The sequence below is a fragment of the Streptococcus caledonicus genome (assembly GCF_042656225.1).
Taxonomy (GTDB): Bacteria; Bacillota; Bacilli; order Lactobacillales; family Streptococcaceae; genus Streptococcus; species Streptococcus caledonicus.
The window spans coordinates 42,858-58,008 of the sequence record NZ_JBHSOJ010000026.1; the positions used below are offsets into that span (position 1 = coordinate 42,858).

The following is a 15,151-nucleotide window of genomic DNA, read 5'->3' on the forward strand; positions in this document are numbered from 1 at the left end:
GGAATATCACATGACAAAATTACTATTTATGGGAACACCTGACTTTTCAGCTACCGTTCTCAAAGGACTTTTAGCAGATGGGCGCTATGACATTTTGGCTGTTGTGACACAGCCTGATCGTGCAGTTGGACGTAAAAAAGAAATTAAAATGACACCAGTGAAAGAAGTTGCATTGGCACACAACCTCAAGATTTACCAGCCTGAAAAATTATCGGGGTCTGAAGAAATGGCAGAGCTGATGGCTCTAGGTGCGGACGGCATTGTAACTGCGGCCTTTGGACAATTTTTACTAACTAAGCTGTTAGACAGTGTGGGCTTTGCGGTCAATGTACACGCCTCATTGTTGCCAAAATATCGTGGTGGTGCGCCGATACATTATGCCATTATCAACGGTGAGAAAGAAGCTGGAGTAACCATTATGGAAATGGTCAAGGAAATGGATGCTGGTGATATGGTTTCTAAAGCAAGCACTCCGATTCTTGATGAGGACAACGTTGGGACTATGTTTGAGAAATTAGCAGTTGTTGGTCGAAATCTTCTTTTAGAGACTCTTCCGGGCTACATTGCTGGGGAGATTAAGCCGGAGCCGCAAGACCACAGTCAAGCAACCTTCTCACCAAACATCACTCCAAAACAAGAACAGATTGACTGGACAAAGTCAGCGCGTGACGTTTTCAATCAGGTACGTGGGATGTGCCCATGGCCAGTAGCACATACTTATTTGGCAGGACAACGGTTCAAGGTGTATGACACAGAAGTGGTAGAAGGCGAAGGTGCACCAGGGCAAATTCTTGAAAAAAACAAGAAAACCTTAGTCGTTGCGACGGGTAATGGGGCGATTTCTTTAAGAGTAGTTCAGCCAGCTGGAAAACCGAAAATGGAGATTATCGATTTTCTAAACGGGGTTGGCCGTACCCTTGAAGTGGGTGATCAATTTGGCGAATAATTGGAAAAAAACTGCGCGTGGGAAAGCCCTTATCGTTTTAGAAGATGTTTTTCGTGAAGGGGCCTATTCTAACTTAGCATTGAATAAGCACTTAACTCAGTCGCATCTATCGGATAAAGATAAGGCATTGGTGACAGAGATTGTTTATGGGACTGTTGCCAGAAAAAAGACTTTAGAGTGGTATCTGTCACATGTGATTGCAGATCGGGACAAATTGCAGAGCTGGGTGTATGATCTACTGATGCTTAGCCTGTATCAGTTGGTCTACCTTGATAAAATTCCAGCCCATGCGGTGGTCAATGATGCGGTAGCTATTGCCAAAAACAGGGGAAATAATAAAGGTTCTGAGAAGTTGGTAAATGCGGTGTTACGCAAATTAAGTAGCGAGCCATTGCCAGACCCCCGTACGATTAAGCGTGTGAACAAACGCTATGCGATTCAGTATTCATTACCGATTTGGTTGGTCAAAAAATTAATCGAACAATATGGTGAAGACCGCGCTATATCTATTTTTGAGAGCCTTTTTATCAGAAATAAAGCCAGTGTTCGAGTGACAGAACCGTCTCAACTTAAGGTCATCGCAGCAGACACCGGGGCGCAGTTATCGGTATTATCACCTGTCGGTTTAACAAAAGCTAGTGGTAATTTTGCTGTAAGTGAGTGGTTTAAATCAGGTGCTATTACTATTCAAGATGAAACCAGTCAATTAGTTGCTTCAGTCTTGGACATTCAAGAAGGTGATGTGATTTTGGATGCCTGTGCAGCGCCTGGTGGCAAAACGGTTCACATGGCTAGTTATCTAAAAACGGGTACCGTAATAGCCTTGGATTTATATGACCACAAATTAGAATTGATTAGAGAAAATGCTGAGCGACTTGGAGTTTCGGATAAGATTAACACACAAAAATTAGATGCCAGTCAAGTTCATCAAACCTTTACATCAGACAGCTTTGACAAAATTTTAGTAGATGCTCCGTGCTCAGGAATTGGTCTCATTCGTCGTAAACCAGATATTAAATACAATAAAGAACTACAAGATTTTGAAAGCCTGCAAAGGACCCAATTGGAAATCCTGTCAAGTGTTTGTCAAACCTTGCGTAAAGGTGGTATAATGGTGTATAGTACTTGCACGATTATTGCAGAAGAAAATCAAGAGGTAGTGAAAGCTTTCTTAGCTAAACATCCCAATTTTGAGCAGGTACCATTAGAACATACACAGAAGGATATTGTGGTAGATGGCTGTCTAGCCATCACACCAGAACAATATTGGACTGACGGATTCTTTATTGCAAAATTCCGTCGAGTTGATTAGTGTTTTAGGAGGGAAAGCTGACGCTGTTCAGCGGATACAACTATGAAAATTGCATTACAAACGGATATTGGTTTAAAACGTTCCAATAACCAGGATTTTATCAATAAATATACAAATAAAAACGATATTACACTGATTGTCCTTGCAGACGGCATGGGAGGCCACCGTGCAGGAAATATTGCCAGTGAAATGGCGGTAACGGATTTAGGTCGCTCTTGGGTTAATACAGATTTTACAGAACTTAGCCATATTCGTGATTGGATGTTTGAAGCTATTGAAGCTGAAAACCAAAAAATTTATGAATTAGGTCAAACAGAAGATTATAAGGGTATGGGAACAACCATTGAAGCCGTTGCTTTACTTGATAACGTTGCTATCTTTGCCCATGTTGGAGATTCTCGTGTAGGATTGATTAGAAATGGTGAATATGAGTTGTTGACGAGTGATCATTCTTTGGTTAATGCTTTGGTAAAGGCTGGACAATTGACAGAAGAAGAAGCTGCTGTCCATCCACAAAAGAATATCATCACGCAATCAGTTGGTCAGGCTGCCCCACTTGAGATTGATGTAGCGGTACAGCTTTTGGAAGAAGGAGATTATCTTCTTATTAACAGTGATGGGCTGACGAATTTAGTGTCAAATCAAATGATTGTTGAAATCCTTTCGGAAGAAACGAGTCTTGATGTTAAGGCAGAGGCTTTGATTGAGCAAGCGAATTTTGAAGGAGGGCTTGATAATATCACCGTAGCTTTAGTCGTACTCGAAAGTGAGGATGTTAAATGATTCAGATTGGCAGACTTTTTGCTGGTCGATATCGTATTCTCAAATCCATTGGTCGTGGCGGTATGGCAGATGTATACTTGGCAAACGATCTTATATTGGACAATGAAGAAGTAGCAATTAAGGTGCTTCGTACCAATTATCAGACAGACCAAGTAGCTGTAGCTCGTTTTCAACGAGAAGCCCGTGCCATGGCAGAACTCTCTCATCCCAATATTGTTGCTATTCGTGATATTGGAGAAGAAGATGGTCAACAATTCCTAGTAATGGAATATGTTGATGGTTCAGATTTGAAGAAATATATTCATGACCATGGACCTTTGTCGAATGATGAGGTTATTCACATTATGAGACAAGTTTTATCGGCGATGACTCTTGCGCACCAAAAAGGGATCATTCACCGCGATTTAAAGCCTCAGAATGTGCTTTTGACGAAAAGCGGTAGAGCTAAGGTGACAGATTTTGGAATTGCAGTAGCCTTTGCTGAGACTAGCTTAACACAGACAAATTCGATGCTTGGTTCAGTACATTATTTATCCCCAGAACAAGCGCGTGGTTCCAAAGCCACTATCCAAAGTGACATTTACGCTATGGGGATTATGCTTTTTGAAATGTTAACTGGCCATATTCCTTATGATGGTGATTCGGCTGTCACAATTGCCTTACAACATTTTCAAAAGCCATTGCCTTCGATAATTACTGAAAATCCTAAAGTTCCGCAGGCATTAGAGAATGTTGTTCTGCGCGCGACAGCTAAAAAATTAACGGATCGTTATGTGTCAACGTATCAAATGATTAGAGATCTTTCCTCGTCACTTGATTCAGGAAGAGCTAGAGAACGTCGTTTAACATTTGACAACGTTTCTATGGTTAAGACCAGTCTTCCTAAGGTAGATACGAACACTTCTAAAACATCGCGTGATAAACTTTTAAAAACAACGACTGAGGCAGCAACTGTTCAACCGTCTCCTCCAGTAGAACAAGAGGTTGTTTTACAAAAAACAGTCAAGAAAAAGCGTCGTCCAATTGCGACACTTTTAAAAATATTTTTAAGTATTTTAATTTTATTTAGTATTTTCTTTGGTTACTTAGCCCTTTCTAATCCTGCATCAGTGGCTGTTCCGGATATAGTTGGTATGACACAAGAGCAAGCGAAAACTACTCTTGAAGAGGTTGGATTAAAGTTAGGAGAAGTTTACGAAATAGAGAGTGATTCTGTTGAAGCGGGTAAGGTTATTAAAACAAATCCTACAGCAGGTTCAAGTCGTAAAAAAGGGAATAGTGTTAATCTTTATGTTTCATCTGGCTATGGAAGTTTTGAAATGCCAGATTACGAAGGCCAGACTTATGAACATGCCAAAGCTGAGTTGATGGCAACTTATCATGTTGCGGAAGAAAATATCAGTTATGAAAATGTTGAAGAGACGGAGGTCGAAACAGGGACAATCATTTCTCAAACGCCAAAAGCAGGAGTGACTTATAAGATAGGTCAATCAACAAAAATTATTTTCAAAGTGGCTATCAAAGATGATGTGATTATGCCAAATGTTACGACTGATGATTCTGGTAACCATCTAACTTCTAGTCAAGCCCTTGCTATTTTAACGGCCTTAGGAATTTCAGAATCACGTATCAAATTTTATATGCATACTGAAAATGGTTATATTGAGGTCAAAAAACCAAGTCGTGGCAGTGTTGTCGTTGGTCAAGAACCTTATTACGGAAATGCGATTTCTGTAAAAGGAAAGGATGATCTGGTGCTATACTTACAAGAAGATTCTACTTCTACGACAAGCACAGAAACGACTGTGGCAACAAGTCCTCATAGTGCGACATCAAGCATATCAGAAAGCACCACCGTTAGCGAACCTGAAACAAGTGTTGGTGGTCAATAAAAACTCTACCTTATTCTCTTAAAAAATCAAAAGATGCTTTGCTAATTTTGCCTTACTGTAATTGGATACTTTTTGAAGGCTTGTTGCGAAGACTGATTGAGATTTTTTGGGAGGGTAAGGTGTTTTTGGGTTTTATTTAAGAATTTTATAAGTAAATTTGTTAAAATGAACAATATAATCGGATTATATCGCTATTAATACTGAACCAAATGCAAAAATTACTTTTTTGTTTCCTTATTAAAAAGTGCGGAGGGTCCAAAGGTAGACCTTGTCACAATCGCATAGGATGGTTGCTAACAATGCAGGAGTGTCCAGTTGCAGACTTCCAATCAACCACTGCATCAATTTCCTATTACTATCAAAAAGAGAAAGTTAAGATATTTTTGCCCTAATCCCATCAAAATCTTCTATGGCGTCCTATTCTTTCTTAGAAAACAAAAAGTAAAGGGAAGTCAACACTTTGAAATCAAGACTACTGTCTTACTCGTTTTACTACTACGAAATACATTAGTTGTGGGAACTTCGCCGTCATAACGATTGTAGAAAATTTGGAATAACACATTGTGAAACAACTAGACATTGATGGGAAATGAATGGTAACTGAGATAATTTATCTAAAAGGTGCAAAACTAAATGGCTATAACATTCAATCATATATCCACCCATGCGATGAACTTCTTTCCTTTTATTTTCGACCGTAAACACTTTCTAAATCTTTTTATTATGACGACGAGAAAAAGAGTAAGGACGAATTTATTTTAATATTAGAAAACGGGAGATGCAAGGTGGTGCAGAGACCTTTAGTGTATGATAGGGAGTATACGGTTAGGTCACTTTTGGAGATGATGTATCCTAAAAATGAAATCAAATGATAATACTGACTGAATGTTAAGGAGTCGTGTCTAACATGAAAAAAATTCATATTTTCTTAATTGTTGAAAGTGTTCTGTTAGCAATGGCAATTATGACCATCTTGTCTAGAGATATTTCAGCTTTTCTTTTGCTTTTAGTGGTTACTTTGTTGTTACTGAGATTCTATAATTTAGGAAGTCGAAATAATTTTCTTTTGACAGCTAGTTTTTGGCTCCTCTTTTTGGTTTTTATGTTAAATCCGTATGTAATTGTTGCTATCCTATTTGGTGTTGTCTATGTGCTGATTAATCATTTCTCTCAAGTGAAACAAAAAAATCGTAGGGCTTTAATTCAGTTTGAAGAAAAGGAATTAACAGTGGCCTCCTCAGCAAATCAATGGATTGGAGAACATGAACCCCTTAAGCGGACGAGCTATGCTTTTGATGATATCAATATTATTCGTCTCACAGGAAATGATACGATTGATTTAACGGAAGTTATTGTACAAGGTAAGGCGAATCATATTTTGATTCGTAAGATTTATGGTCCCACTCAAATTATTGTACCAATTGATGTTTCTGTCCGACTAAATGCTTCTTGTATTTATGGAAGTATCACTTTTTTTGGCTATCCTGAATATGATTTACGAAATGAGACGATTACACTAGAAGAAGAAGGTTATAGTCAGTCTGAAAAGTGTGTTAAATTGGTTATTAGTGTTTTGGCAGGAAACGTAGAGGTAATACGAGGATGAAAAAACAAACGATTGTGATGCTTTTTCTGTTTGATTTACTGATTTTAGGAACGGTTAGCTTTGTGTTATTTGATAGCTTAGGATTAAGTTTTAAGCTGCTGACTTCGGACGTGAGTCTGATTCTTAGACTAGGATTTACTCTGCTTTCTCTAGCGGTAACATTAATGGTCCTTTTGGTTTTGGGATGGTTTTTATTGGATGAATATAGTACACGCCAAACAAATTATCAATTACGAACAATCTTAGAAAATAAACCGATTCGAGAAATAGGAGAAACAGAATTAGGTCGAAATCTTTTGCGTCTATCTAACAAGATGAGGCATTTGACAACTAATTTGCAGAAAACAGAAAATGCTTATATCGAAAATAGTGAAGATATTGTGAAGCAAGAAAGACGTCGGATTGCTAGAGATCTTCACGATACAGTCAGTCAGGAACTTTTTGCTTCTAGCATGATGCTGTCTGGATTAGCGCATTCTGCACCAGATTTAACCACAAAACAGTTGCAAGAGCAATTGAAAACGGTTGAAGGGATTGTGAATGATGCTCAAAATGATTTGAGGATTCTATTACTTCATCTGAGACCAACAGAGTTGGAAGGAAAGACCCTATCAGAGGGGCTACGCATGATTTTACGAGAACTGACTGATAAAGCAAATATTACAGTAAATTATAGGGCAGAAGTTGTTGAAATTCCGAAATCAATCGAAGAAAATCTGTTCCGTATTGCTCAAGAATTTATCAGTAATACATTAAAACATGCTAGGGCTGATCATTTAGAAGTTTATTTGATTCAAGGCGACAGCGATGTAGAACTTAAAATGATAGACGATGGTCAGGGGTTTGATCTAGATGCAAATCGAGAGCTCAGCTATGGCTTAAAAAATATTGAAGACCGAGTGGAGGATTTAGCGGGAACGATGAAACTCCTCTCAAGTAAAGGTCAGGGCACCTCTTTAGATATTCGAGTGCCGTTGATGGAAGGAGAAGAAGATGGCAATTAAGGTAATATTGGTTGACGATCATGAAATGGTACGTTTAGGGCTTAAAAGTTTTCTTAATTTACAATCAGATGTGGAAGTAGTGGGTGAAGCGGGAAATGGCAGAGCGGGAATAGAAATGGCCTTAGACTTAAAACCTGATGTAGTGGTTATGGATTTGGTTATGCCTGAACTGGATGGTGTAGAGGCTACTTTAAAACTGTTAAAAGATTGGCCAGAGGCAAAAATCTTAGTGTTGACCTCCTATCTAGATAATGAAAAAATATATCCTGTAATTGAAGCCGGTGCTAAGGGGTATATGTTAAAAACTTCGAATGCAGCAGAAATACTAAACTCGATTAGGAAAGTTGCTAATGGACAACTTGCTATTGAGACAGAAGTGAATCAAAAATTTAAGGATTATAGAGATGAGCCTCACCTTCATGATGAATTAACAGCGCGTGAACGTGATATTTTAGCCCTTTTAGCTAAAGGTTACGATAATCAAACCATTGCAGATGAATTGTTTATTTCCTTAAAAACAGTAAAAACCCATGTTTCAAATATCCTTTCTAAGCTTGATGTCGCTGACCGTACTCAAGCAGTTGTTTATGCATTCAAGCATAAATTGGTTAAGGATGTTGACTGATGGATAAGTAGTCAGATTGAGAGAAGATACTTAACCTTCTATGTTTGTCGGTATAGCAAGTTAATAAATCATCATTGAACGCTTTTTGAGCTTCAATCGTTTTTAGAGTGAGGTAGAAGTCGATGTTTTGAAATAATGTCTGCTGTTTCGTTCTCTATTTCCAGTGAAATGAAGATGTCTTTTCAGTTTAGACTATAAATGTGTTATAATAAATTATCATTTGTTCATAGAAAAAAGAAAGGTGATGTTTAATCAGTTAAATTATGGATGCAAAAACCAAATATAAATCTAAGAAAATAAAGATTATTTTTTTTGATATTGATGATACTTTACGAGTTAAGGATACTGGCTACATGCCGGAAAGCATTAAGACTGTCTTTACCGGTCTCAAGAAAAAGGGGATTTTGACAGGGATCGCATCAGGTCGTGCCATGTATGGAGTAGTACCAGAGATTCGTGAGCTTAATCCTGATTATTTTGTTACTATCAATGGTTCTTATGTTATCGACAGTAAAGGTCAGGAAGTATTTAATAAACCAATTAATCCTGAGATTGCTAAGGCATATGTTGCATGGGCCAAAGAGCAAGGCATCGCCTACGGTTTTGCAGGTAAGGATAAATCTGTTGTGTCTGAGCGAAGTAAACTGATTGATGATGCTATGATTCCTGTTTACGGTGAGTGCGAAGTGGCACCAGATTTCTATTTAGAGAATGATGTTTATCACATGTGGACTTTTGCGGAAAACAATGCAGAGCTTCAATTACCAGAAAAACTGGCTAACCAGTTGCGTTTAGTCCCTTGGCATGTGCATTCATCAGATGTTGTTGCAGATGGCATTTCAAAAGCTTCAGGTGTTGCTCATGTACTCGAAAAAGAAGGATTAACACCTGTCAATGCCATGATGTTTGGTGATGGGCCAAATGATATGGAAATCTTTGATTATGTTGGTTTCAAGATTGCTATGGGCAATGCGGTTTCAGAACTCAAAGAAAAAGCAGATTATGTTACAGATACAGTAGAAGGAAATGGCATTTTTAATGCCTTGGAGAAATTAGGAATGGTAGAAAAAGAATTGAACTTCCCACAATTGAATTTGGGTTCTGTTGAAGGCCCGGTTGCAACAATTAAAACAAATCATGGTAATATGGTTATTAAACTTTTCCCAGATCAGGCCCCATTGACGGTTAAGAATTTTGTGGATTTGGCAACATCTGGTTATTATGATGGCATCATCTTTCACCGTATTATCAAGGATTTCATGATTCAAGGCGGCGATCCGACTGGTACAGGTATGGGTGGTGAGTCTGTTTATGGTGGTAGTTTCCAAGATGAATTTTCAGATGAGCTTTACAATCTTCGTGGAGCCTTGTCAATGGCAAATGCTGGACCAAACACCAATGGCAGCCAATTCTTTATTGTACAGAATACGAACTTCCCATATAGTGCTAAGGAGTTAGTTCGTGGTGGTTGGCCAGAGCCAATTGCAAAAGTGTATGCAGAAAATGGCGGAACCCCACACCTTGATCGTAGACATACTGTTTTTGGACAATTGATGGATGAAGCGTCATATGCAGTTCTTGACGTTATCGCAGCAGTGGAAACAGGATATTCAGACAAACCAGTAGAAGATATTGTGATTGAAACCATTGAGGTTGTTGACTAATGAAAATTGGACAAAAATATGAAGGCACAGTGTCAGGTCTCAGACCCTATGGCGCCTTTGTGGTTTTAGACAATGGTGTTAAAGGATTAATCCATATTTCTGAGATTAAGACGGGCTATGTAGACAGTATTTATAATGTCTTTAAAGTAGGAGATTCTGTTCGGGTCCAAGTCATTGATTATGATGAGTATAGTGGAAAAGCATCTTTGTCAATGCGTAGTCTTGAAGAAGAAAAACATCATTTTCCACAACGTCACCGTTTTTCTAATAAAAAAGTAAAGATTGGCTTTCAACCTTTAGCAGACCATATGCCAGAGTGGATTGATGATAGCCTAGAATTTTTAAAAAAAGATAAATAGGTTAAGTAAGCGAAAATAGATAGATAAAGCTCAAGCCATGTTCTCAGTAAAGGAACAAGACTTGAGCTTTTTGGAGATCATAGATTATCTTAATTAAATGTCCATATTTGATAAATTAGATAAACTAAAAAGAAAAGAGGTTGGGACAAATCAGCACGATGGCTAATCCCAACCTCTCTTTTTTTGATAAATGTACACAGTATAGTAGATTGAGAAAATAATAGGACAAGGCTAGGAGCTGCTAATAGAACTAGAGTTCACCAAAGCTACTTAATGATGTCCTAACCTTTATTCAATCCACGATAATTGAATTATTGACTTATTAAAATAGGTTTTCCAAAAATAACCTTAGTCAAAATCATAAAGAACTGTTGATAAGTAACGTTCACCATTATCTGGTAGGATGGCTAGCACTTTTTTCCCAGATCCTAATTCTTTTGCTTTTTCGATTGCTGCATAAATCGCTGCACCAGCAGAAATACCAACAAGGAATCCTTCTTTTGCTCCAACTAAACGACCAGTAGCAAGCGCATTTTCAGAAGTGACACGGATAATACCATCATAAGCAGTCGTATCGAGAGTGTCTGGAATAAATCCAGCTGAAATACCTTGAATTTTGTGTGGACCAGGTTTTTCACCTGAGAGAACAGCTGATTCGTCAGCTTCAACAGCAAATACTTGAGTGTTGAAGTTAGCAGCTTTAAGAGCATGAGAAACTCCTGAAACTGTACCACCAGTCCCAACACCTGAAATAAAAGCATCTAGTCCTGTTTCTCCAAATGCCTCAATAATTTCATGTCCAGTTGTTGCTTCATGAATAGCAGGGTTGGCAGGGTTGTTAAATTGCAAAGGAACAAAACCACTACGCTCTTGAGCGATTTCTTGAGCCTTAGCGATAGCCCCTTTCATTCCCTCAACACCAGGAGTGAGCACAAGCTCAGCACCGTAGGCTTGGATAATCTTACGACGTTCAATGCTCATTGTATCTGGCATTACGATAACAACTTTATACCCTTTAGCAGCTCCGACCCAAGCTAGTCCGATACCAGTATTACCAGATGTAGGTTCAACAATGGTATCACCAGGTTTGATTTTGCCATCTTTTTCGGCTTGTTCAATCATTGCAAGGGCAATGCGATCTTTAACAGATGATCCAGGGTTAAAAGATTCAATTTTAACATAAACATCAGCAGCACCTTCAGGAATGAGATTATTAAGTTTTACAATTGGCGTTTTGCCAACTAATTCAGTAATATTATTAAAAATTTTAGTCATACAGACACCTCACTTTTCAATTACATTATATTCAGAAAAGGTCATGCTGTAAAATACCTATTTTTTATTGTCGTGATAAAATTTTTTTATCGCAGGTATTGACATTATTAGTCAAAAGGGACCTCAATAACTTGACTCCCTACTGGTTGATAGGCCACTTTACCTGCGTAAAACTCGGTTAAATGAGCAATGAAGGCATCCATGTTTTCTTTATCAACATAGACATGAGTGATAATATCAGCTCCAAATTCCGTATCAAACTCTTGTAATTGTTCCATTTCTAGAAAGTTAGTGAAGGTCTGATACTGGGAATAGCTAAGCTGAATTTGAAGGCCATCTAGTTCTTTAACCTCTACTATACCTATTTCAGTTAAAGCATTGGCAACAGAACCGGCATAAGCACGGATAAGTCCACCAGCACCGAGTTTGATGCCACCAAAATAACGGGTTACAACCGCTACCACATTTGTTAGACCTTTCTTTTCCAAAACGGTCAACATAGGAACACCAGCGGTTCCAGAGGGCTCTCCATCATCAGAGGAGCGTTTTAGCAAACCATCTTCTCCTATGATCATAGCTGAGCAGGAATGATTCGCTTTGTAATGCTCCTTTTTAATTTGTGAAATGTAATCACGTCCCTCTTCCTCTGTTTCAATGCGTTTGAGGTGACAGATAAAACGGGATTTTTTGATATCTTCTTCAACAATACCGTCTTTAGCAATTGTTTTATAGTTTTTCATACCCAAATTTTACCATATTTTTAATAAAATCCGAATAGTCAAGTATGAAAGATTTTTACGGACGTTTATTTATTGCTAGTCAACTGTCTGACGATGAAAAAAGAGGGGCTAAAACATTACCTGCGATGATAGAGCGAAATGAGAAATTATTTTGTAACCGTTGTGGTAGTAAGATTTTAGAAGACTGGTTGTTACCTAGAGGAGAATATTATTGTAGAGAATGTCTTATTTTAGGTAGAAATAGACAAGACTATCCACTTTTTTATTTTCCAGCTCAGCCATTTCCAAAAGAACAGTATCTAACATGGAAAGGACAACTGACTTCCTATCAGCAGGAGGTGTCTGACTGTATGAAAAGGACCGTTGCAAATAAGGAAAATCTTCTCATCCATGCCGTAACGGGTGCTGGAAAAACGGAGATGATCTATGAGACAGTGTCAACTGTTTTGGAGCAGGGAGGGCAAGTCTGCTTAGCGAGTCCACGGATTGATGTCTGTCTTGAACTTTATAAACGCCTCAGCAGAGATTTTTCTTGTCCTATAACCCTTTTACATGGGGAGAGTGAGCCTTATTTTAGAGCGCCTTTAGTCATTGCAACGACCCATCAACTTCTTAAATTTTACCAAGCCTTTGACTTGTTAATTATTGATGAAGTAGATGCTTTCCCTTTTGTTGACAATACAGTGCTTTATTACGCTCTTGAGCAGGCACTAAAACAGGATGGTGTTAAGGTTTTTTTAACAGCAACCTCAACAGATGCATTAGACAAACAAGTTCGGCAAGGAAAACTCAAAAAATGTGATTTAGCTAGACGATTTCATGCTAATCCTCTAGTTGTTCCCAAAATGAAATGGTTAGGAGGTTTATTACCTGCGATTCAAAAAGGGAAACTTCCTAAAAAGCTTATCCAGCAGATTGCAACGCAGAGAGAGACAGACTATCCACTTTTGATTTTCTTTCCCCACATTGAAATTGGAAAAAGGTTTACCGAACTCTTAAAGAAAACTTTTCCACAAGAAACGATTGGTTTTGTAGCTTCTACAACAGATAATCGTTTAGAATTAGTTCAGCAGTTCAGAGATAAAAAATTGAGTATTTTGGTATCAACTACTATCTTAGAGAGAGGTGTTACATTTCCCTGTGTTGATGTTTTTGTACTTTGGAGTAATCATCAACTCTACACACGATCCTCTCTTGTGCAGATTGGTGGCCGTGTAGGAAGAGCAATGGAGCGGCCTACAGGCGAACTCATTTTCTTTCATGATGGGATTACTAGAGACATGAAGAGGGCTATTGCTGAGATTCAACTGATGAATAAAAAAGGAGGTTTCGCATGAGATGCTTGCTTTGTTCAGTTGAAACACATAGCCTACCGACTTTCCATCAGCTCTTTACTTTAGAAGCCTCTGCTAAGACGTTGTGTGAAGACTGCTCTTTAAGATTTAAAAAAATAGCAGAGCATCATTGCCCAATGTGTTACAAACAAGGAGAACATGATATTTGTAGTGATTGTATCTATTGGCAAAAGCAGGGGAAAGTGGTCAATCATCAGGCCCTCTACTGTTATAATTCCGGCATGAAAGAGTATTTTAGCAACTATAAATTTCAAGGAGATTATCTGCTGCGAAAAGTATTTCAGAATGACTTAAAACTCGCCTTGAAATCTTATCGTGATTATACCTTAGTTCCTATTCCTTTAAGTGAGCAACGAGAGGCAGAGCGTGGTTTTAATCAAGTGATAGGTTTATTAGATGGTCTTGGTGTACCTTATCAAGAATTATTGACAAAAAGAGAGGTCAAAAAGCAATCTGATAAATCTCGTTTAGAACGACTGCAGTCTCAAAATCCTTTTGAGTTAAGAATTGATAAAGTTTTACCTGATAAAATTCTTCTTATAGATGATATTTATACAACTGGGATGACCTTACAACTAGCAGCACAGCTTTTTTATGAAAAAGAAGTGAAAGAAATAAAAACATTTTCACTCGCACGCTAAAAAAGCTTGCAATTTTTTCTAAAAAGAGTATAATAAAAGTGTAAAAAAGAAAGCGCTTTAAAAAAGCGAGAAAGAGGTATCTACTATGATTAGATTTAGTATCCGTGGTGAAAATATCGAAGTAACCGAAGCTATCCGTGATTATGTAGAAAGCAAGATCAGTAAGATTGAGAAATACTTCCATGAAAATCAAGAATTGAACGCTCGTGTTAATTTAAAAGTATACCGTGAAAAAACAGCCAAAGTAGAGGTAACCATTCCGATTGATTCTATTATGCTTCGCGCAGAAGATGTATCCCAAGATATGTATGGTTCTATTGACTTGGTCGTTGATAAAATTGAGCGTCAAATTCGAAAAAATAAAACTAAAATTGCGAAGAAACATCGTGAAAAAGTAGCTACAGGTCAGGTCTTTACAAGCGAATTTGAAGCTGAAGTTGATGAAGAAGTACCAGCAACTAAGGTCGTTCGCACCAAACATGTGACTTTAAAACCAATGGACTTGGAAGAAGCCTTACTTCAAATGGATTTATTAGGACATGATTTCTTTATCTACACAGATTCTGAAGATAATGTGACTAATGTTCTCTATCGTCGTGAAGATGGCGAACTTGGACTTATTGAAACCAAATAAATTACAGGGAGAGTCTTTTAGTGGCTCTCTCTTTGATGAAGTTTTTCTTTAGTATAGACAATATGTAAAGACCCCCAGTTGATATCTCGTGGATTTACCTGTACACTAGAATAAAAAACAATCAATTTCTAACAGGAATTACCACACTCAATTGGAGGTCTTATATGTTTCATTTTACCACACTTTTTATCGGAGTGGATGTTCACAAAGAAAGCTTTTCACTCTGCTACTATGATATGATGGCAAATCAAGTCAAACATCCTATCACTGTTGAGGCTAATGTCACTTACATCGTGAACTATATCCAAGAACTAC

14 protein-coding genes and 1 pseudogene are annotated in these 15,151 nt (G+C 37.9%); 13 read left to right on the forward strand and 2 right to left on the reverse strand.

Features of this window, described 5'->3' with window-relative positions:
- The first annotated feature begins 10 nt into the window (after positions 1–10).
- The 9 genes from fmt to ACFPQ3_RS09610 all read left to right on the forward strand — a co-directional run bounded on the left by fmt (position 11) and on the right by ACFPQ3_RS09610 (position 10,191).
- The gene (fmt, locus tag ACFPQ3_RS09570; RefSeq protein ID WP_380434424.1) at positions 11–946 is read left to right on the forward strand and encodes a methionyl-tRNA formyltransferase; all 936 of its coding nucleotides are present in this window, start codon (positions 11–13) and stop codon (positions 944–946) included.
- Positions 936–2,258, forward strand: coding sequence for a 16S rRNA (cytosine(967)-C(5))-methyltransferase RsmB (rsmB, locus tag ACFPQ3_RS09575; RefSeq protein WP_156806996.1), 1,323 nt, complete (start codon positions 936–938; stop codon positions 2,256–2,258). The genes fmt and rsmB overlap by 11 nt, the downstream gene beginning before the upstream one ends.
- Positions 2,259–2,300: 42 nt before the next feature.
- Positions 2,301–3,041 carry a Stp1/IreP family PP2C-type Ser/Thr phosphatase gene (locus ACFPQ3_RS09580; protein WP_156806997.1) on the forward strand — a complete coding sequence of 247 codons (741 nt, stop codon included), beginning with the start codon at positions 2,301–2,303 and terminating at the stop codon, positions 3,039–3,041.
- The gene (gene pknB, locus ACFPQ3_RS09585; protein ID WP_156806998.1) at positions 3,038–4,933 is read left to right on the forward strand and encodes a Stk1 family PASTA domain-containing Ser/Thr kinase; all 1,896 of its coding nucleotides are present in this window, start codon (positions 3,038–3,040) and stop codon (positions 4,931–4,933) included. The genes ACFPQ3_RS09580 and pknB overlap by 4 nt, the downstream gene beginning before the upstream one ends.
- A gap of 907 nt (positions 4,934–5,840) precedes the next feature.
- On the forward strand, positions 5,841–6,539 hold the full coding sequence (gene liaF / locus ACFPQ3_RS09590; protein WP_156806999.1) for a cell wall-active antibiotics response protein LiaF: 699 nt from the start codon (positions 5,841–5,843) through the stop codon (positions 6,537–6,539).
- Positions 6,536–7,543 (forward strand): envelope stress sensor histidine kinase LiaS, encoded by a 1,008-nt coding sequence (locus ACFPQ3_RS09595; RefSeq protein ID WP_156807000.1) that lies wholly within the window; start codon positions 6,536–6,538, stop codon positions 7,541–7,543. The genes liaF and ACFPQ3_RS09595 overlap by 4 nt, the downstream gene beginning before the upstream one ends.
- Positions 7,533–8,168: a response regulator transcription factor gene (locus tag ACFPQ3_RS09600; RefSeq protein ID WP_156807001.1), complete on the forward strand. Its 636-nt coding sequence runs from the start codon at positions 7,533–7,535 to the stop codon at positions 8,166–8,168. The genes ACFPQ3_RS09595 and ACFPQ3_RS09600 overlap by 11 nt, the downstream gene beginning before the upstream one ends.
- A gap of 263 nt (positions 8,169–8,431) precedes the next feature.
- Entirely contained in the window at positions 8,432–9,832 is a 1,401-nt protein-coding gene (locus ACFPQ3_RS09605) for a Cof-type HAD-IIB family hydrolase (protein WP_156807002.1), read from the forward strand.
- The gene (locus ACFPQ3_RS09610) at positions 9,832–10,191 is read left to right on the forward strand and encodes a S1 RNA-binding domain-containing protein (RefSeq protein WP_156807003.1); all 360 of its coding nucleotides are present in this window, start codon (positions 9,832–9,834) and stop codon (positions 10,189–10,191) included. Before ACFPQ3_RS09605 ends, ACFPQ3_RS09610 begins: the two co-directional genes overlap by 1 nt.
- Positions 10,192–10,539: 348 nt before the next feature.
- Here ACFPQ3_RS09610 and cysK read toward each other — a convergent pair whose 3' ends face one another.
- Together cysK and ACFPQ3_RS09620 are read right to left on the reverse strand one after the other, a co-directional pair.
- A complete protein-coding gene (cysK, locus tag ACFPQ3_RS09615; RefSeq protein WP_156807004.1) occupies positions 10,540–11,466 on the reverse strand; it encodes a cysteine synthase A in 927 nt (308 codons plus the stop codon).
- Positions 11,467–11,573: 107 nt separating this feature from the next.
- Entirely contained in the window at positions 11,574–12,206 is a 633-nt protein-coding gene (locus ACFPQ3_RS09620) for a YigZ family protein (protein ID WP_156807005.1), read from the reverse strand.
- Positions 12,207–12,250: 44 nt separating this feature from the next.
- Between ACFPQ3_RS09620 and ACFPQ3_RS09625 the strand changes: the two genes are divergently transcribed.
- The 4 genes and pseudogenes from ACFPQ3_RS09625 to ACFPQ3_RS11855 all read left to right on the forward strand — a co-directional run.
- The gene (locus ACFPQ3_RS09625; protein ID WP_156807006.1) at positions 12,251–13,543 is read left to right on the forward strand and encodes an ATP-dependent helicase ComFA; all 1,293 of its coding nucleotides are present in this window, start codon (positions 12,251–12,253) and stop codon (positions 13,541–13,543) included.
- Positions 13,540–14,202: a ComF family protein gene (locus ACFPQ3_RS09630; RefSeq protein WP_156807007.1), complete on the forward strand. Its 663-nt coding sequence runs from the start codon at positions 13,540–13,542 to the stop codon at positions 14,200–14,202. Before ACFPQ3_RS09625 ends, ACFPQ3_RS09630 begins: the two co-directional genes overlap by 4 nt.
- A gap of 85 nt (positions 14,203–14,287) precedes the next feature.
- Complete coding sequence (gene hpf, locus ACFPQ3_RS09635) at positions 14,288–14,836, forward strand: ribosome hibernation-promoting factor, HPF/YfiA family (protein ID WP_156807008.1); 549 nt, start codon at positions 14,288–14,290, stop codon at positions 14,834–14,836.
- Between the two features lie 164 nt (positions 14,837–15,000).
- A pseudogene (locus ACFPQ3_RS11855) lies at positions 15,001–15,151 on the forward strand (IS110 family RNA-guided transposase); the annotation flags it as partial.

What these genes read in the sequence shown, in the direction of transcription:
- fmt (WP_380434424.1), top strand. Translation starts at nt 11, where the DNA reads ATGACAAAATTACTATTTATGGGAACACCTGACTTTTCAGCTACCGTT.
- ACFPQ3_RS09580 (WP_156806997.1), top strand. Translation starts at nt 2,301, where the DNA reads ATGAAAATTGCATTACAAACGGATATTGGTTTAAAACGTTCCAATAAC.
- pknB (WP_156806998.1), top strand. Translation starts at nt 3,038, where the DNA reads ATGATTCAGATTGGCAGACTTTTTGCTGGTCGATATCGTATTCTCAAA.
- liaF (WP_156806999.1), top strand. Translation starts at nt 5,841, where the DNA reads ATGAAAAAAATTCATATTTTCTTAATTGTTGAAAGTGTTCTGTTAGCA.
- ACFPQ3_RS09595 (WP_156807000.1), top strand. Translation starts at nt 6,536, where the DNA reads ATGAAAAAACAAACGATTGTGATGCTTTTTCTGTTTGATTTACTGATT.
- ACFPQ3_RS09600 (WP_156807001.1), top strand. Translation starts at nt 7,533, where the DNA reads ATGGCAATTAAGGTAATATTGGTTGACGATCATGAAATGGTACGTTTA.
- ACFPQ3_RS09605 (WP_156807002.1), top strand. Translation starts at nt 8,432, where the DNA reads ATGGATGCAAAAACCAAATATAAATCTAAGAAAATAAAGATTATTTTT.
- ACFPQ3_RS09610 (WP_156807003.1), top strand. Translation starts at nt 9,832, where the DNA reads ATGAAAATTGGACAAAAATATGAAGGCACAGTGTCAGGTCTCAGACCC.
- cysK (WP_156807004.1), bottom strand. Translation starts at nt 11,466, where the DNA reads ATGACTAAAATTTTTAATAATATTACTGAATTAGTTGGCAAAACGCCA.
- ACFPQ3_RS09620 (WP_156807005.1), bottom strand. Translation starts at nt 12,206, where the DNA reads ATGAAAAACTATAAAACAATTGCTAAAGACGGTATTGTTGAAGAAGAT.
- ACFPQ3_RS09625 (WP_156807006.1), top strand. Translation starts at nt 12,251, where the DNA reads ATGAAAGATTTTTACGGACGTTTATTTATTGCTAGTCAACTGTCTGAC.
- ACFPQ3_RS09630 (WP_156807007.1), top strand. Translation starts at nt 13,540, where the DNA reads ATGAGATGCTTGCTTTGTTCAGTTGAAACACATAGCCTACCGACTTTC.
- hpf (WP_156807008.1), top strand. Translation starts at nt 14,288, where the DNA reads ATGATTAGATTTAGTATCCGTGGTGAAAATATCGAAGTAACCGAAGCT.